This is a genomic window from Bacillus sp. LR_5 (assembly GCF_042709275.1).
Window position 1 is genome coordinate 42,572 of record NZ_JAVAXX010000015.1, and the last position, 16,737, is coordinate 59,308.

The 16,737-nt window shown below is 46.3% G+C and carries 19 protein-coding genes; 4 read left to right on the forward strand and 15 right to left on the reverse strand.

The genetic code is table 11. The annotated features are described in order from the left end of the window. Nucleotides 1–14: 14 nt before the first annotated feature. Nucleotides 15–1,439 (reverse strand): CDP-glycerol glycerophosphotransferase family protein, encoded by a 1,425-nt coding sequence (locus RAC86_RS05595; RefSeq protein ID WP_072565454.1) that lies wholly within the window; start codon nucleotides 1,437–1,439, stop codon nucleotides 15–17. Between the two features lie 4 nt (nucleotides 1,440–1,443). Then, entirely contained in the window at nucleotides 1,444–2,214 is a 771-nt protein-coding gene (gene spsA, locus RAC86_RS05600; RefSeq protein WP_014115596.1) for a spore coat dTDP-glycosyltransferase SpsA, read from the reverse strand. Between the two features lie 319 nt (nucleotides 2,215–2,533). On the opposite strand from spsA, the gene gerQ reads away from it, so the two are divergent. Further along, a complete protein-coding gene (gene gerQ / locus RAC86_RS05605) occupies nucleotides 2,534–3,079 on the forward strand; it encodes a spore coat protein GerQ (RefSeq protein WP_072565455.1) in 546 nt (181 codons plus the stop codon). A gap of 43 nt (nucleotides 3,080–3,122) precedes the next feature. On the opposite strand, the gene RAC86_RS05610 is transcribed toward gerQ, so the two are convergent. The 3 genes from RAC86_RS05610 to RAC86_RS05620 form a co-directional block, all read right to left on the reverse strand. Continuing rightward, nucleotides 3,123–3,494, reverse strand: coding sequence for a DUF423 domain-containing protein (locus RAC86_RS05610; RefSeq protein WP_003222123.1), 372 nt, complete (start codon nucleotides 3,492–3,494; stop codon nucleotides 3,123–3,125). 61 nt (nucleotides 3,495–3,555) lie between these two features. Then, entirely contained in the window at nucleotides 3,556–4,878 is a 1,323-nt protein-coding gene (locus RAC86_RS05615; protein ID WP_072565456.1) for a purine/pyrimidine permease, read from the reverse strand. An 18-nt stretch (nucleotides 4,879–4,896) separates the two neighbouring features. Then, entirely contained in the window at nucleotides 4,897–5,214 is a 318-nt protein-coding gene (locus RAC86_RS05620; RefSeq protein WP_024713123.1) for a YwdI family protein, read from the reverse strand. Nucleotides 5,215–5,381: 167 nt separating this feature from the next. On the opposite strand from RAC86_RS05620, the gene RAC86_RS05625 reads away from it, so the two are divergent. Then, nucleotides 5,382–6,752 (forward strand): aldehyde dehydrogenase, encoded by a 1,371-nt coding sequence (locus RAC86_RS05625; RefSeq protein ID WP_072565457.1) that lies wholly within the window; start codon nucleotides 5,382–5,384, stop codon nucleotides 6,750–6,752. A gap of 27 nt (nucleotides 6,753–6,779) precedes the next feature. Here the strand turns inward: RAC86_RS05625 and RAC86_RS05630 are convergent, their stop codons facing one another. The 5 genes from RAC86_RS05630 to RAC86_RS05650 all read right to left on the reverse strand — a co-directional run bounded on the left by RAC86_RS05630 (nucleotide 6,780) and on the right by RAC86_RS05650 (nucleotide 9,915). Further along, the gene (locus RAC86_RS05630) at nucleotides 6,780–7,457 is read right to left on the reverse strand and encodes a uracil-DNA glycosylase (protein ID WP_014115602.1); all 678 of its coding nucleotides are present in this window, start codon (nucleotides 7,455–7,457) and stop codon (nucleotides 6,780–6,782) included. Between the two features lie 14 nt (nucleotides 7,458–7,471). Beyond that, a complete protein-coding gene (locus RAC86_RS05635) occupies nucleotides 7,472–8,278 on the reverse strand; it encodes a glycosyltransferase family 2 protein (protein WP_072565458.1) in 807 nt (268 codons plus the stop codon). An 89-nt stretch (nucleotides 8,279–8,367) separates the two neighbouring features. After that, on the reverse strand, nucleotides 8,368–8,901 hold the full coding sequence (locus RAC86_RS05640) for a hypothetical protein (protein ID WP_041521100.1): 534 nt from the start codon (nucleotides 8,899–8,901) through the stop codon (nucleotides 8,368–8,370). A 47-nt stretch (nucleotides 8,902–8,948) separates the two neighbouring features. Further along, entirely contained in the window at nucleotides 8,949–9,584 is a 636-nt protein-coding gene (locus RAC86_RS05645; RefSeq protein ID WP_072565459.1) for a permease prefix domain 1-containing protein, read from the reverse strand. Next, nucleotides 9,577–9,915, reverse strand: coding sequence for a PadR family transcriptional regulator (locus tag RAC86_RS05650; RefSeq protein WP_014115606.1), 339 nt, complete (start codon nucleotides 9,913–9,915; stop codon nucleotides 9,577–9,579). The genes RAC86_RS05645 and RAC86_RS05650 overlap by 8 nt, the downstream gene beginning before the upstream one ends. Nucleotides 9,916–10,058: 143 nt before the next feature. Between RAC86_RS05650 and RAC86_RS05655 the strand changes: the two genes are divergently transcribed. After that, a complete protein-coding gene (locus RAC86_RS05655; protein ID WP_072565460.1) occupies nucleotides 10,059–10,874 on the forward strand; it encodes a bifunctional hydroxymethylpyrimidine kinase/phosphomethylpyrimidine kinase in 816 nt (271 codons plus the stop codon). Between the two features lie 89 nt (nucleotides 10,875–10,963). Here RAC86_RS05655 and RAC86_RS05660 read toward each other — a convergent pair whose 3' ends face one another. From RAC86_RS05660 to scrA, 3 genes are all read right to left on the reverse strand, one after another. After that, nucleotides 10,964–11,212 carry a hypothetical protein gene (locus RAC86_RS05660; protein WP_014115608.1) on the reverse strand — a complete coding sequence of 83 codons (249 nt, stop codon included), beginning with the start codon at nucleotides 11,210–11,212 and terminating at the stop codon, nucleotides 10,964–10,966. A 93-nt stretch (nucleotides 11,213–11,305) separates the two neighbouring features. Beyond that, nucleotides 11,306–12,745 carry a sucrose-6-phosphate hydrolase gene (gene sacA, locus RAC86_RS05665; protein WP_072565461.1) on the reverse strand — a complete coding sequence of 480 codons (1,440 nt, stop codon included), beginning with the start codon at nucleotides 12,743–12,745 and terminating at the stop codon, nucleotides 11,306–11,308. After that, entirely contained in the window at nucleotides 12,742–14,127 is a 1,386-nt protein-coding gene (scrA, locus tag RAC86_RS05670; RefSeq protein ID WP_072565462.1) for a PTS system sucrose transporter subunit IIBC, read from the reverse strand. The genes sacA and scrA overlap by 4 nt, the downstream gene beginning before the upstream one ends. A gap of 302 nt (nucleotides 14,128–14,429) precedes the next feature. Here scrA and RAC86_RS05675 point away from each other — a divergent pair, with 302 nt between their 5' ends. Further along, nucleotides 14,430–15,200: a formate/nitrite transporter family protein gene (locus RAC86_RS05675; RefSeq protein ID WP_072565463.1), complete on the forward strand. Its 771-nt coding sequence runs from the start codon at nucleotides 14,430–14,432 to the stop codon at nucleotides 15,198–15,200. A 38-nt stretch (nucleotides 15,201–15,238) separates the two neighbouring features. Here RAC86_RS05675 and sacT read toward each other — a convergent pair whose 3' ends face one another. Further along, nucleotides 15,239–16,069 (reverse strand): sac operon transcriptional antiterminator SacT, encoded by an 831-nt coding sequence (gene sacT, locus RAC86_RS05680; protein WP_061186544.1) that lies wholly within the window; start codon nucleotides 16,067–16,069, stop codon nucleotides 15,239–15,241. Between the two features lie 39 nt (nucleotides 16,070–16,108). Then, nucleotides 16,109–16,411 carry a hypothetical protein gene (locus tag RAC86_RS05685; RefSeq protein ID WP_003222155.1) on the reverse strand — a complete coding sequence of 101 codons (303 nt, stop codon included), beginning with the start codon at nucleotides 16,409–16,411 and terminating at the stop codon, nucleotides 16,109–16,111. Nucleotides 16,412–16,737: the final 326 nt, after the last annotated feature.

Consider the following 16,737-nt stretch of genomic DNA (forward strand, 5'->3'; position numbering starts at 1 on the left):
GCGCTCCTATCATTTTATTCAGTATCTTCCCGCCTGTAATCAACCCCTGTTTTGGCTTTCAGTACCGAAAATAAAGCGTTTGTTGATTCTGCTACCGGATAATTAGCAGCTGTGAATGCCATACGCGCCTCTTCTGCTTTTTGATGCACGGCGGGACTTCGAAGAACCTCAATCAAGGTGCGCGCCAGTTCATCCGGCTGATCAAACATAAAATCGCCAAGAGACTCATAATACGGATACGAGCGGTTTCCGGATGATTTCCCGATCAGCACAGGCTTTTGAAACAGCATGGCTTCAAGTCCGACTGTTGAGGTTTGCGTCACTGCCGCGTCAGCATACGGCAGCAAATCATACAGATCCAGCTCCTTTTTGATGACTCTGCATGCGTTATGTTTTTTCGCCGCAGCGTGATATAGATCCAGCTTGTTTTTTCCGATTTCCCAAGGATGAGGTTTAATGATAATTTGCAGCTGTTTCTGATCAGAAAGCCCTTCTAGCACACCTGAATAAAAATCTTCCGAAAAGGGCTGGGTCGCAATGAGCACGATTTTTTTAGATGGATGAAAAGCAAGTTTTCGATAGAATGTGGACATGTCCATAGGGGTTCTGTTAAAAATCTGATCGAAGCGGGGATGTCCCGTTACGAGAATCTGCTCAGGTTTACAGCCTTTTCGTTTGAACCACTCCGCTTCATACGCACCAAAAACAGCTTGATAGGTTGTAAAAACAGGAATGAAGGCTTCATCTCCCATCAATGCGCCATGCTGAAGGCAAATGCTGACGGCCCCTTTTCTTCGACACATGAGAGCGAGCACCCTGCTGTAAATATCTTCTGCCGTTCCGACGACAACGGCCGAAATCTTCTCCTGCTCAAACAGCGTATCAACCGTATCAATGGCTTCCATAAATAAAGGAATATCTTTATAAAGCCGGTCGCGAAATGCTTGATCACCGAATGCCGGGTGGTCTTCAAAAGGGGCGAGAATCGAACAGGCTGTTTCGAGATACGGCTTCGGATCGCCTTTTTGGCATGATTCGGCAATCTCACGCTTGCTAATCACAGGCAGATCACAATAATGCGGCAAACTCCATCTGGCCAAAACAGCCGTTTTTTCAGGGTCAAATTGATAGTAATTTTCGTTTGAAAAACGCAGGTAATCAAAGTGCAAAATGACTTTCCCCTTAACAGGTTCGTCGTTTGTTTTGACTATATTTTGAATTTTTTCTTCAAAAAACGGCTGAATCTGCCCTTCATCGATATGCTGATCGGCCGGTCCGAATAACTCCGGTTCTTCTTCCATCATCACCCTTAGCTCAGGGCTGATATATTGATAAAAATTACTGATAAGCCCAAGCGGAATCCCCTTGTAGCGAAGTCTGTCAAAAAGCTCCACATACTTCCGGTACAGCACCCAATAGTTGCTTAAATAGGCCGACAAGCTCTCACCCCATTCCAAGCTTTTTTAATGATTCCCGCAGCTCGCGGCAATTGCGTTGCGGAGGAAGGTTCCTGACAAATTCATTTTTTTCTGATTCAAACAGCTGAAAGTGAATCGATTGGTCGGTAATATAATTCAGATCCAGCTCCTCAGCCAGCGGGTAAAACGGATAAAAATGATTGACTCTCCAAAAGAACCGGGCATCCCCGATCCGGTAAAACGCCGGGCTTTCATCCCAATAGGAGCCAAACTCCTCCTTTACCTTCTCAAGCACTGAATACCTGTGCATCACCGAACAATGGTCGATGGCGCACGGCGCGTTCCACGTCACTTGGGCGGCAGGCCTGACAGTTTCTTTTATGATGTCGCGATGCTCGTTTAAATGATAGGTTTTGGAGGCTGAGTAAATCACAGCCTTTTCAGGATGAGCATCGAGCTCCTGCACCATTTTCAGGAGCCGGTCCGGCATATAGATGTTATCATCCGTTGCATAGGTGATATATTCACCCTCCGCCATCTCAATCGCCTGATTGATCAGCGCCGCGTACCTCGTTTTTTCCGTTCTTTCCTTTACTCCAGATACATCACTTTGATAAAAACGCACTCGGTTATCATTCAAAAAAGGACGGATTACATTCAGCGTCTCTTCATTGGAGTTGTCATCCATAATAAACAATTCAAAATCTGAAAACGTTTGTGAAAGTATGCTAGAAATGGACTTTGCCACATAATCGCTTTTGTTATAGCTCGTCATAATGACTGATACTTTCGGCAAATCCTACACCTCCTTCTTGAAACTTCACACCTGAAACTAACGTTATCTTATGTTGCTTATGCGCAAGTTGCGCTAGGGATACAAACCAATATGCGAAAAGTTTGTGTATGTCTACGAAAAACAGCAGCTGCCCAGATCAAAATCTGTGCCGTCTGCTGCTCTTTTTCCGCATATTCCAAGCATCAGCCTCATAAGGTGAAAGAGATAAAAATCGCACCAGCGACTAAGATCGTTTTCCAACGGAGGTGAGTCATCGCGGAGCGTTCATCTATACATCCGGAACATGTTTTGATTGGTTTTCATAAAAAGGAGGAACGATATGAAACCGAAAAAAAATCAATATCAGCAAATGCAGGGATTTGATAATATGCAGGGGTATCAGCCTCAGTACGGTGCCAATCCGTACCCGCAGCAAGGCCAAGGCGGACAAATGCAGATGATGGGGATGCAGCCAATGATGCCAATGCAGCAGGGGCAGCAAGGACAGCAAGGACAGCAGGGCTTCGGCTTCCCGGGCCAGCAGCAGGGCGGCGGGTTTCAAATCCCATCGGGGCCGACACCGTCAGCGCCGGGCCAAAGCGTTCCCGGCATGCTGCCTGTTGAGGAATCTTACATTGAGAATATTTTGCGCCTGAACCGGGGAAAAACGGCTACCATTTATATGACATTTGAAAACAGCAAGGAATGGGGCTCGAAGATCTTTCGCGGCGTCATCGAGGCTGCGGGCCGGGATCACATTATCCTCAGCGACCCGAAATCAGGAACACGCTACCTGCTCCTGACAATCTACCTCGATTACATTACATTTGATGAAGAAATTGCGTATACGTATCCATACTCCATGTCGTCCTATTCGCCAAGATAAAGAAAAAGCCAATCACTCATATCATGAGGATTGGCTTTTTTGTTTATAGATATTTGACGGCTGCGACAACGATCATAATCCAAGAAATAATAAACGCCACACCGCCGAGCGGGGTAATCGCCCCAAGAATGGAGACTTGCGTCACACTGAGAATATATAAGCTTCCGGAAAACAGCACAATTCCCGCGAACATCAACCAGCCGGCTGTCGTGACACTGCCGATGCCGGATAATTTATCGGCGAGAAACGCGACAACGAAAAGCCCAAGGGCGTGATACATATGATACTGGACGCCTGTGTGCCACACCTGAAGATATTTATCAGGAATTTTCCCTTCTAATCCGTGAGCGCCAAATGCCCCAAGTCCCACGGCAAGCAGAGCGTTAATAGCCCCTAATATGATAAACACTTTCATCTATCTCTCCCGCCTTTTCGTTAAACTCATATCATTTATCTTATCGCACCTGAACCAAAATTCAACGTTTGTTCTCCGATGACACGAGATTGTCGGATTTTCTCCTGCGCCAAAGCTGAAACTGGTCTGCCGCTATTGCAGCAAGTGTCCCTAATACGAGCCCATTGCTTAACAGAGAAATCAATACCGGATGCAATCCCTTTAATGCAATTTCAGGAACAAACATGATACCGACCCCTGTCAGCAGCGAGATGCCGATGACAGACCGCACCCTTTTTAATTCTGCTTTCTCATATGAATCAAATTCTGCAAAGGCCAGACCTCCCATTGCGGAGAACACAACAAAGTTTACCGCAAATCCAACGGGTGATGGCAGGCTCGCAAACGCATTCATAAAAAACGGGATCACGCTGATCACGACAACCAAAATACTGCCGATCATAAACGGTTTTTTAGAAGACATTTTCGTCGTCTCAATAAAACCTGCGGCTCCCGAAATCGGAACCGGAGCAATGGCTCCTGTCAAACCGCTCAGCAGATGGCTGAATGAGGCGGCAAAACCGGCATGTCGTTCATGATGCTGTTCATCCGGCTGTTTGCCGAATTTCTTCACAGCGATGTCCACAACCTTCATGCTCGCCAGCATATTTACGATCAGCAAGATGGTAATAAAAATTGAGGTGATGATCAGGCCGCTGTTAAACAACGGGGCGCCAAAAGGAAACAAGGAAGGCAGCTGAAACAGCCGATCCGGCATTTCAATCGGCTTTGCCGCTCCAGCAGCCGCAAACAGCACCCACCCGCCGAACAGGGCCAATAAAATAGAATATTGCTTGAAAAACATGATGTTCGAATTTGTCATCATAAAGACGGCAGCGATCACAACAAGTGCCAGGCCAAATACAAGACCGTCCACCCCGTCCTTACGATAGCCGATTCCGAGAATTCCTTTTATAATGGGCTGACTCAGCTGCATCACCAGCAGCAATAAATAGACACCCGTGACAACCGGAGTAAACAATTTTGCAAGCCGGTCAATGACCTTGAAGACACTTAACAAAAAGAAACATACAGCGCTTACAAGAAGAGCTCCCTGCAAACCGCGCAGTGTGTCCCCATATGTCGCAAACACAGTTCCCGTCAGCCCGGCGTAGATCGTATACACTCCCCACCATAAGCCCGCGGGGCTTTCATTGATCGGCAGTCTGTGGCCTTTCAAACACTGAATGACGGCGGCAATTCCCAGCACAAAAAAGGTGCTTTGGATCAATCTCGCAGAATCTGAGTGATCCAGATGAAACGACTGGGCAACCGCCACCGGAACAACAATCGCCGCAGCAATGATAAACGCTGTCCATTGCAGCGCACCAAGAACCAATTTCACGTAGCTCAACCTTTCTCATTAAAAATCAAATAAAGACTCTCCGTTTCCGTCCTCTTCCTGCTTCTCTTTTTCCTGCTTTCGATATTTGTTTAATCCCGCGCTTCCCATCATTTTTTCCATCATCAGCTGGTCTGTCGATGGCGGTGCGGCAGGACTCGGCGTGCTGCTCGGCTGTATGCGGGGCGCGCTTGCGGTCTCCGGCTGATCCAGCACGACGTCACACAACGAACGGACAACTGCTACGTAACGCTTCAGTTCCTCATCCCGTTCAGCTGTCTTTGCCTTTTTCAGCTCCTCTTCCATCTTTTGAATCAAAGCAGATATATGAATGTTCATCAAGAACCCTCCAAAAAATAAATGTCGTCTTCCTGCATTTTATCAAATTCCTGCCGCGAACGCAGATATGAGTTTGTTATTTTTTCTGACAAACCTTGCGCATTTGACAAGCAGAAGAGATTTTTCACATAATAAATCACCATACCTTACAAAAAAGGAGCGACGGAATGAACAGCATCCCCTCTATCGTCAGCAAGCATAAAGCCTATTTTGCGGCGGGGCATACGAGACCGCTAGAATCGAGACTGGACATTTTGCAGAAGCTGAAACAAGCCATCAAAACACATGAAGCCGATTTAACAGCCTCTCTCTATCAGGATCTCCACAAATCTGAACAGGAGGCGTACACGACAGAAATCGGAATTGTGTTGGAGGAAATCAGCTTTGTGATGAAACGGCTGGGGAGATGGATCAAGCCAAAACGAGTCAAAACGCCGCTGACTCATCTAGGCTCCAAGAGCATCATCATCCCTGAGCCGTATGGAACCGTTTTGGTGATTGCGCCTTGGAATTATCCCCTGCAGCTGGCGCTTTCTCCCTTGATTGGAGCTATTGCCGCCGGAAACACGGTCGTTCTCAAACCGTCAGAATATACGCCGGCTGTTTCCGCTGTTCTTTCCAAACTCATCAGCAGCGTTTTTCCGAATGATTATGTCGCTATGGCGGAAGGCGGGCCCGACGTCAGCACAGCATTATTACAGCAGCCCTTTGACTACATTTTCTTTACCGGCAGCGTTGCCGTGGGAAAAATCGTCATGGAGGCTGCCGCCAAACAATTAATTCCCGTTACCTTGGAGCTCGGCGGCAAAAGCCCCTGCATTGTCCATAAGGATGCTGACATCCAGCTTGCCGCCAAACGCATTGTCTTCGGGAAATTTACAAATGCGGGACAAACCTGCATCGCACCAGATTATTTATTTGTCCACGAAGACGTCAAAATGAAGCTCATAGAAGAAATGAAGCGTGCAATCATTAAATTTTACGGCCCTCAGCCCGAACGTAATCCGCAGTACGGCAAAATCGTCAGCGAACGCCACTATCAGCGGCTGCTCAGCTTTCTGAATGATGGCGTTCCGCTCACAGGCGGACAGTCTGATCCTGATCACCACAAAATAGCCCCGACGATTCTTGAGCAAGTGAAAGATGACTCTCCAGTGATGCAGGAGGAGATTTTCGGGCCGATTCTTCCACTCTTTACATACGGCGATATCGGCGAAGTCATTGAGAAAGTCCAATCGCGCCCAAAGCCGCTCGCTCTGTATGTCTTCACCACAAATAAAGAAATCGAGCGGGCAGTTTTAGAAAACCTGTCGTTTGGCGGAGGCTGTGTCAATGATACATTAATGCACGTCGCGACACCGTATTTGCCATTCGGCGGCGTCGGAGAAAGCGGCATCGGCAGCTATCACGGATTTGACAGCTTCAACACATTTACGCACAAAAAAAGCGTCGTCAAACAAACGAACCGCTTCGACTTCGCATTTCGTTATCCTTCCTCCAAAAACGGACTGCAAATAATTCGGAAAATACTTAAATAAAAAGCGCAGAATATCTGCGCTTCTTTTTTACAAATCCGGTATACACCAATCAATCGGGGCCTCTCCCATTTTCTCCAAGCACGCATTCGCCCGGGAAAACGGCCTGCTCCCGAAAAATCCGTTTCTTGCAGAGAACGGGCTGGGATGCGTGGATTCAATGATAAAATGCTTGGACGTGTCGATCCGTTCTTTTTTCATTTGAGCATGCCGCCCCCACAAAATAAAGACAATCGGCCGCTCTCTTTCATTCAGCACGTCAATAACCCGATCCGTCAGACGCTCCCAGCCTTTTCCCTTATGGGAATTCGCCTGTCCGCGCCTTACTGTCAGCACAGTATTCAGCAAAAGAACCCCTTGCTTTGCCCAACTCACAAGCGATCCGTGATTCGGGATGCTGCACCCGATGTCCTGCTGCAGCTCAAGAAAGATATTTTTTAATGAAGGCGGCTGCTTCACACCTGGCTTTACGGAGAAGCTTAAGCCTTGAGCCTGTCCTGGCCCGTGATACGGATCTTGGCCGAGAATGACGACCTTGACATCATCGTATGGGGTATAATGCAGCGCATTAAAAATATCCCGGCTGTCCGGATAAACCGTTTGCTCCGCGTATTCCCGCTTCAGCATTTCTCTGAGCTCTTGATAATATGGTTTCTCAAACTCTTCCTTCAGCTGATTCCACCAGCTGTCTTGTAAAAGCTGTTTCAAGATTCAGGCCTCCCTTACGAACGATGAAGTCTGGAATAGATAGGTTTGCCATCCCAAACGATCTCACTTTGTGCTTCCCGTCTTTTCATCTCAGGCTCTTCAAGCAGGACGGCAAAGTTCTTCGTCGGCAGTTCCCCGAGTCCGTGCTTTTCACTTAAACGATCCAAATATTGTTTCCGCTTGGCGCCAAGGTCCGCGGACTGATTGTCTCCCGCGTCACTGAAGGCATAAATCACACTCGCACAAGGGACACGCTTCACCCGGTACTCCTTCGCCGCACGCAAATAAAAATCCCAGTCCCAATAATTGTGCACATCAGCATCGAAATACCCGATTTCATCATGCAGAAAACGTCTGTACATGCTGCCCGACGGCACGTATGTAGAGAACACTCTCATATCCTCGTAGTCAGCGGTATAAGCAAATAGCTTCCGCGAAACTGGATATCTTGTTCCGTTTTTCTCTTCAAACGAGACGATTTCCGCATCAGCATGAACAAAATCTGCCGTTTCTATTTCCTTCGCCATTCTCTCCACATGACCCGGCGTAAAGAAATCATCGTCATCACAAAGCATAATACAATCGCCGGACGCCTCTTTTACACCGGCATTTCTCGCAGCCACATGCCCCGAGTTCTTTTCTAAATTGATGACAGCAATCGGCAGCTCCGGATACAGTGCTTTGACCGGCACGACCGATTCCCCGGCATCATTCACAATAATAATTTCATACGGCTTCAAGGTCTGCTGCGAAATCGACTCCAGAAGCTCACACAAAGCCGGAATCCGATTATAGGTCACAATTACGATAGAAATCTTCATGATGCTCTCCTTCTTATTTTCATAGTCATGTACTATTAAAACATATATTGGACAGGAGATCAGTGGGAATATCCTACTGAAACGGGATACTAGAATGATAGAAACAGTAATGTGGCTCCGATCAGAAGCACCATGATCAGTATCAGATCTCCAAAGACAGGAAAAAGATCTTTCAGGCGGACGCCATTCGGAAGGATGAGATGCCACAGCTTAGATTGATAGACCGGAAGCAGCACCAGCGCATAAGAAAGACACAAAAAAGTAAAAGCCGGCGGAACAAAAGCACAGCCTGCATCGTCCCAATTCATCACGATGTCTTTCATACTAGATCCATCCAATAAAAACAAAGATATCATGAAGGCAAGCAACACAAAGGACCCCAATTGAACCTCGAACAGGCGCATTTTCTGGTTATATGCAAATCGGACCGCCCAAAACCAGACATAAGCATATGAACATAACAGCATAAGAATGGCACCGGCTGTAAAGACAACATCAGGCAGCCAATCAAGCAGAAAAACAAAAGGCAAGCTGGCTAACATAGCCAAGAGCATGCAGCCACCAGTAAACAAAAATACTGCCCCATGAGCGACAAAGCCATATAAACAAGAGCTAATCCTCACGACATACACCTCCCTTACATAGAATTTCTATGTATATACCTAAAAAATCAGGCAAGCTGACGCCTGCCAATATAACAGCCCATTCGGCCGAATAACGGAAATAACAGCGTTGCACAAGCACAAGTTCCGACAAACCAAGGTGTCAGCAAGGATTGAAACAGCGCAGCAGGAATTACATTGAACAGAAAAACAAGCATAAAAATGACGTTTGGCACCATTGAGATCAGAATCGTATGTAAAACAAGCTTTTCTCCGCGTTTTCCAAACTCCCTCACCCCTTGATACCCAATCAGGACCCAGTAGATAATATATGCAGCTAAGATCAGCCACACAGAAACAGAAATGCCTTTCCATATAGCATGAACAATGGGTGATTCAAGCCAGGCATACATCATCGTAATGGCGATGCCGACAGCGAATAGTGAGCTGTTACAGAAAAGATGGAACATCAAAAACGCACGGAACGTTACAGGCTGTTCTTTTTTAAACGAAGAAACAATGTCAGCAGGCGTCCCGAATGCCAGTAATAAAGTCTGCATAGCTTCCGCCTCACTCTTCCCTTCTTGAAGAGAGTGAAGCAGATGATGTTCAATATGGCTCTCAATCTCTTCTATCACTGCCTCGCCTTCAGGAAGCTCCTTAAGCCCGTTTTTGATTTCAGATAAATACGTTTCTTTATCCATTCTGCCCGCTCCGTTTCAGCAATCGGTCCATCATAGCGGAAAATACGCTCCATTCCTTCGTACGTTCCGCCAGCACCTCTTTTCCTTCATCTGTAATCCGGTAATATTTGCGGTCCGGCCCTTTCTCCTGCTTTTCCCAATATGAAGAAATAAACCCTTGGCGTTCAAGCTTGTGAAGAGAAGGATACAAGGTCCCTTCTTTCATCTGCAGTTCATTTCCGCTGCGGCTTCCCATTTCTTTTACAAGCTCATAACCGTACATCGGCCGCTCGTTCAGAAGCGTCAATACCAATATAACAGTGCTGCCCTTCACCAGCTCACGATTTAACATCACAAAACCCCTACCTAGTATTCTTATGTAGCATTTTACGAAAGCCTCTTGATATTGTCAAATGATTCCTATCGTTCTTCTATATTGTGATACAGAGAAAATCTAACTATAATGAAAGACAAAACATGATGGAGGTTCAAGACATGTCTATGCATAAAGCACTCACCATTGCCGGCTCAGATTCCAGCGGCGGTGCTGGGATTCAAGCTGATTTAAAAACATTTCAAGAAAAAAACGTATACGGGATGACCGCCTTAACGGTGATCGTTGCGATGGACCCGAATAACAGCTGGGACCATCAAGTGTTTCCGATCGATACTGATACAATCCGTGCCCAGCTTGCAACGATTACGGACGGCATCGGTGTGGACGCCATGAAAACAGGAATGCTGCCAACCGTTGACATTATCGGGCTTGCAGCAAAAACGATCAAAGAAAAACAATTAAAAAATGTGGTGATTGACCCGGTCATGGTTTGCAAAGGAGCTAATGAAGTCCTTTATCCGGAGCACGCCCAAGCCCTGCGTGAACAATTAGCGCCGCTAGCCACTGTCATTACGCCGAATCTGTTTGAAGCCAGCCAGCTCAGCGGCATGGATGAACTAAAAACAGTTGACGATATGATCGAAGCCGCGAAAAAAATTCACGCACTCGGCGCCCAATATGTTGTCATTACAGGCGGAGGCAAACTCAAACACGAAAAAGCCGTTGATGTTCTCTACGACGGAGAAACAGCGGAAGTCCTTGAAAGCGAAATGATCAATACGCCTTATACACACGGCGCAGGCTGTACCTTCTCAGCAGCCGTGACAGCGGAGCTCGCCAAAGGTGCGGAAGTCAAAGAAGCCATTTACGCAGCGAAAGAATTCATTACCGCTGCTATTAAAGAATCCTTCCCACTAAACCAGTATGTCGGACCTACGAAGCATTCTGCGCTGCGCCTGAATAAACAATCATAAACAAAAAAGGCTGCCTTACAGAAAGGCAGCCTTTTTTATATGACCGAATACTTTTCACAGAAAAACTGCCGATCCCATCGGCAGCCTGTTTATTTGACTTTTAAATTGTTCGCAGATTTCCTCAAAAATGCTTCGATCGACTGAACAAAAAGTGCATATTCCTTCATTTGCTCATATGCTCGCGAAAGAATTTCCGCCGTTTCACTGTGCGGTGTTGTCCCGCCAAGCATTTTTTTCAGCTGCAGCAGCACATCCTTATATTCTTCCCGCTTATCTTCAACTTGGTCCGCAGCCTTTTCCAAACATTCCGGTGTTATCTTCTGTTCATGTATATTCAAGAAAACAACTCCTTTTACAGAAAAAAATAATAGGTTATCGTTGAAGAATAGCACAGATGGCACAGATTTCACATAAGAAAATAGAAGTATTTTCTACATAAGTGTCCAAATTCCGACGTTCATTTTAGATTTTCCGGTCGAGCTGGCTGTGACTTCATGATTTCCCGGGAAAGGAAAATATCTTGCACTAAAGACCTCTTCTCCATTATTGATAAAGATTTCTATAGATGACGCGTCGATAAACATATGCACGGTATGCAAATCCTTGATGCGGCAATGTCTCGCTTCTGTTCGTTTTCCGTCGAAGCTCGTTCGCTCCAGCGTAACAATTCTCTCCTCCTTTTTAAAGGAAAACGCAGCCGTACCCCGGATACTGATTGAAAATCCGGACTGTGTATCTATGTCTTCGATCAAGATCTCAGTTCTTTCAGGGTTTTCAACTGGAAGCGTACCAGATGATCCATGCATGTTGATTTGTATGTTCTTCTCATTCCTGCGCATGGCTTTCAGCTCAGGCAGCGGCTGCTGAATCAGCTTCTGCCCTGATAGCGTCAGCTGTCTCGGCAGCGTCATACAGTGGATCCAGTGATAGTCAATCGTCGGATGAGACCCTTCATCCTGATCAGGCACAGCCATCCATGCAAACAAAATCCGCCTTCCCTGATCATCTTCAAGTGTTTGCGGCGCGTAAAAATCAAAGCCTTGATCAAGCTCTGTAAAATCACCATGCTTCAGTTCAGGCTTGTTAAAATCGAGACGTCCGACAAAATAACCTGATTGATACACGTTCTGATAACGAAAACCATCAGCCTCAAGCCCTTGAGGCGAGACTATCAGCACGTCGGACCCCTGAAGGGAAAACAAGTCAGGGCATTCCCACATGTACCCGAAATCGTCCAACCCGTTGAAGCCCGCGCCGGTTATCGGGCCGAGAAACCTCCACTCTGTCAGGTTATCAGAAGCAAACAACACAGCGTGTCCTTGCATATTCTCCGTTTGCGCACCAATCACCATGTACCATGTGCCTTCAAGCTCCCATACCTTCGGATCGCGAAAATGCGCCGTGTATCCCTCTGGGAGGCGGGCGACGACACCTTTTTTCTCAAAGGTCAGTCCGTCGTCAGATACAGCAAGGCACTGATACGTTTCCCGATTCCCATCCTGATCCCTGACATTGCCTGTGTAAAACAGATAGAGCTGATCGTCTTTCGTGACAGCGCTGCCCGAGTAGCAGCCGTTTTTATCGAACCAATCACTTGGAGCGAGCGCAATCTCTTCCCGCTTCCAATTCACAACATCCTGACTCGTATAATGTCCCCAGAATTTCGCGCCGTGCCCCGTCTGAAACGGCTGCCACTGGAAAAACACATGATAGCTGCCCTTCCAATATATCACGCCATTCGGGTCATTCAGCAGACCAACCGGCGGCATAATGTGAAAATGCTGGCGGTGCGGATCGCTATTAGCAATAGGTTCATTTTTCTCCACTTCTTCATAAGCCCGGCGACGAAGCTCCTGATCATGTGCTGTCATTTTTTTCTCCCCTCATCCTCATTAATTTTCATGATAAACGCTGCAATGAACGCTGACACTGCCGCAATCGCCATTCCAATCAGATAGTTGATCAAGTTGCCAAAGCCAAACGGCGCCGCAATAGCGATCATCGGAATACCCGTTAACCCGTAAGCGTTTGCAGCAACATGTGTAAAGACGACATATGCACCGCCCAATGCACCTCCAATCATCGCAGCGATAAACGGTTTTCGGTAGCGAAGATTGACTCCGAATATGACTGGCTCAGTAATGCCGAGAAAAGCGGAAAATGCAGCCGGAAGCGCGATTTCTTTTGTCTTTGCCTTTTTCGCCATAAAGAAAACGGCAAGGCCGGCCCCGCCCTGTGCGACATTCGCCATTGACCAGATCGGCAGCAAGTAGTTTTTGCCTATATCTGCAATAAGCCCTGCCTCAATCGCATGGAAGCTGTGATGAACACCTGTCAGCACGATGAGTGAATACGTGCCCCCGAAAATCAGACCCGCAACAAAACCGGCATGGTCATATACATAAGTTAAAGCAACCGTAATGCCGGAGCCAAGTGCTCTGCCCAAAGGACCAATCGCGATAAAAGCGACAAACCCGGTGACAATCACTGTAACAAAAGGTGTAACAAGCAAATCTACCGCATGCGGAACCACTTTTCTTGTCCATTTCTCTACCTTGCTCATCACATAAACCGCCAACAGGACAGGGATAACAGTTCCCTGGTAGCCGAGAAGCGCGATATCAAATCCGAAAAGATGCATATAATCAGGTGTTGCTTCCGCCAAACCCCATGGATTCAAAAGCGTCGGATGAATCATGATACCCCCGATGACCGCTCCCAAGTAAGGGTTGCTGCCAAACTCTTTTGAAGCACTGACCCCGATTAAAATCGGCAAGAAAATAAATGCCGCACTTGAGAACATATCGAGCAGCTGCAGCAGTGCAGAATCCTTGCTCATCCAATGAAACGCATTGATCATACCCAGTAATCCCATTAATAGGCCGCTGGCCACAATAGCCGGGATGATTGGAACGAAAATATTAGAAAGCGTTTTCGCAAATCTCGCAGCGGGATTCAGTTTTTCTTTTGCTGCATCCTGATGATTTACGTGTTCTTCACGCTCAGTAACGGCTTCCTTAGAAAAAGCATCGTACACCTTATTGACAAGGCCTGTTCCGAAAATGATCTGGTACTGGCCAGAGCTGCTGAAAGCGCCTTTTACGCCATCAAGCTCTTCTACTTGTGCTTGATCTATCTTTGATTCATCTTTCATCACTAAACGCAGTCTTGTTGCACAATGAGCCGCGCTGATAATGTTATCTTTCCCCCCGAGAAGTTCAATGAGGCGTTTGGCAGTCTCTTTGTAATCCATCTGTTTCTCCCCCTTTTATTTAAACAAAAAAGACCTAAAATTCGCCAACGAATAAAGGACACAGCGATCCTTTTTCATTTACGCAAATTTTAGGTCTTGCCTGCTTTACCAGTCACAATCCCGCTTATTTAGATTGAGAATACGCTTTCATCATAAATCATGACAGCGTTTTCGTCAACTATTTTTTTAGTTAAAAAGTTTGATAAAACATTTAGACAAAAATTCGTAAAAATTATTTGTGAAACATTTCACAATATCATGTTATACTATGCTCAACCATCAGAGAAAGCAGGAAAAAGAAATTGGAAACTCAAGCATTGCAAAAGGTTGAACAGTACGCTTTGAACAAACAAAACATATTTGTTTCTAGCAAAATCCGTTATGTGCTCAGATCCATTTTGGCCAGCATGTTTATCGGATTCGGCATTACAGCCGCAAGCAAAACAGGCAGCTATTTCTCTATGGCGGATTCTCCGTTTGCTTTTCCGGCAGCCGCCGTCACATTCGGGGCCGCTATTCTGCTGATTGCTTACGGGGGCGGAGATTTATTTACCGGCAACACCTTTTATTTCACATATACCGCGCTCCGAAAAAAAATCCGCTGGCGCGACACTCTGTACCTATGGATGTCAAGCTATGCCGGCAATTTGATCGGCGCCATTCTATTTGCCATTCTGATCAGCGCGACAGGACTTTTTGAGGAGGCTTCTGTTCATTCCTTTTTGATTCATCTGGCAGAGCACAAAATGGAGCCGCCCGCTTCCCAACTGTTTTTCAGAGGAATGCTGTGCAATTGGCTTGTGTGCCTCGCCTTTTTCATTCCGATGTCTCTCAAAGGGGAAGGAGCAAAGCTGTTTGCCATGATGCTTTTCGTTTTCTGCTTCTTTATTTCCGGCTTTGAACACAGCATTGCCAATATGTGCACATTCGCCATCTCACTTTTGATCGAGCACCCTGATACAGTGACAGTAATGGGAGCAGTCAGAAACTTAATTCCCGTTACGCTCGGCAATCTGACCGCGGGAATGGTAATGATGGGCTGGATGTACTACACGCTCAATCCCGATAAATAAAAAAACTTCCAGAGATCACTCCCTGCAAGTCAAAGCGGTTATTCCGAGAGATCTTGAAGACGCTGGACATGCAGCGTGATATAACCGGCCTCGGACTCCGGCAAATGTAATTGATATTCACTTTTCAAAAACTCCGCCAGCTCCAGCGCACATTGATAGGCAAATGAATACTTTTTTTGGATGAAATAAAGCATCTCCTCGTCCATACGATGGAGCGCTTCATTTGATTCCAACCGGCTGACCGCGTATCGCAAATGCGTGACAAGGCGTTGATAGGAAATGCTGTTTTCATCCACCTTTCGATTAAAGTATTGTTCTATTTTCTCTATCATTTCTTTGATCATGGTCGTATGCTTCAGCGCTGAATACATGCTCTCCGCATCCATTTTCGCCGTATGGATGTGAAGGGCAATATAACCCGCTTCATCTTCAGGAAGAGACACGCCCAATGTCTCTTTTACATGTCCGATCGCCCACAGGCCGATCTCGTATTCTTTTTTATAGAGCGCTTTTATCTCATGCAGCAATTTATTCTGCACAAGCAGCCCATTTTGAATCCTTTCGATCGCAAAGGACAAATGGTCAGAAAGCGCGATATGAATGTGGTCGCTCAGCGGCGCCACGAGCTCTCCTTCCGCATGGCTGATGATATCCTCAGCTATTTCAATATGCTCCTCCGGCAGCGTTTGCAGAATTTGTTTAAACTTTTCATTCTCGTCGTGCACGACAAAGATCTTTTCCACTTTATTCATAGGGATGAGGTCATTTTTCTTTTTTTGAAAAGCGATCCCTGGCCCCATCACGATTTTTTCCTGATCATCCTCTTTTATCAAAGCCGCATTGTTGTTTAGTACTTTATAGATTTTCAAGAGGCTATCTCTCCCGCCAATTAGCTTTTGACTGGGATTTTACCTCCTTTTGACCGCCATGTAAAGATGCGGGCCAGCTCTCTCCTGCTTTGGCGATTCCTTGAAGGCTTGCAAACATCTTCTTTTATAAAGCGCGGCGGCTTTCGCTTTCTGCTTTTCTTCCTCATTCACAGCCATTCGCCACTCATAAAACGAAACAAGTCCCGCGGCCTGCACCGCCGCTTTTCTTTGGTATGTACGCTGAGCCGAATAGACTGCGGCAGCCGCAGTTTTTCTGTCCGGCGTCACCCAGTTCATTAAAAAGACCATCCACACCCGTAAAGATACAAGCAAACGTTTCATAGAAAAACATCCCTCCGCTTCTTTTTGGCAGGCAGCCTTTTAGCAGCCCGTTTTCTCAGCCGCAGCCCACGGGAAAAGACGGCCGATTTCTTTTCTCGCAAACTAGCGGCTCTAGCAAAACTCATGACTCTATAATAGACTGCGGAAAGAGAATTCTTTGTCACAATATGAGTGAAAAAACCAACTAGTTTTTAGAAGTTTTGTTGAAAGCTGAAAGAAATGAAATGAAAATTGGAGAACTGCTTTAAAAACTTTATACACAAGTTATCCCAAAGATAAGAACAACTTAATCACAATAGATATCCACATGTCCACAAACCCTATCT

Excerpts from the sequence above, each read along its gene's own strand:
- gerQ (WP_072565455.1), top strand. The coding sequence starts at position 2,534 with ATGAAACCGAAAAAAAATCAATATCAGCAAATGCAGGGATTTGATAAT.
- RAC86_RS05610 (WP_003222123.1), bottom strand. The coding sequence starts at position 3,494 with ATGAAAGTGTTTATCATATTAGGGGCTATTAACGCTCTGCTTGCCGTG.
- RAC86_RS05620 (WP_024713123.1), bottom strand. The coding sequence starts at position 5,214 with ATGAACATTCATATATCTGCTTTGATTCAAAAGATGGAAGAGGAGCTG.
- RAC86_RS05625 (WP_072565457.1), top strand. The coding sequence starts at position 5,382 with ATGAACAGCATCCCCTCTATCGTCAGCAAGCATAAAGCCTATTTTGCG.
- RAC86_RS05635 (WP_072565458.1), bottom strand. The coding sequence starts at position 8,278 with ATGAAGATTTCTATCGTAATTGTGACCTATAATCGGATTCCGGCTTTG.
- RAC86_RS05645 (WP_072565459.1), bottom strand. The coding sequence starts at position 9,584 with ATGGATAAAGAAACGTATTTATCTGAAATCAAAAACGGGCTTAAGGAG.
- RAC86_RS05650 (WP_014115606.1), bottom strand. The coding sequence starts at position 9,915 with ATGTTAAATCGTGAGCTGGTGAAGGGCAGCACTGTTATATTGGTATTG.
- RAC86_RS05655 (WP_072565460.1), top strand. The coding sequence starts at position 10,059 with ATGTCTATGCATAAAGCACTCACCATTGCCGGCTCAGATTCCAGCGGC.
- sacA (WP_072565461.1), bottom strand. The coding sequence starts at position 12,745 with ATGACAGCACATGATCAGGAGCTTCGTCGCCGGGCTTATGAAGAAGTG.
- scrA (WP_072565462.1), bottom strand. The coding sequence starts at position 14,127 with ATGGATTACAAAGAGACTGCCAAACGCCTCATTGAACTTCTCGGGGGG.
- RAC86_RS05685 (WP_003222155.1), bottom strand. The coding sequence starts at position 16,411 with ATGAAACGTTTGCTTGTATCTTTACGGGTGTGGATGGTCTTTTTAATG.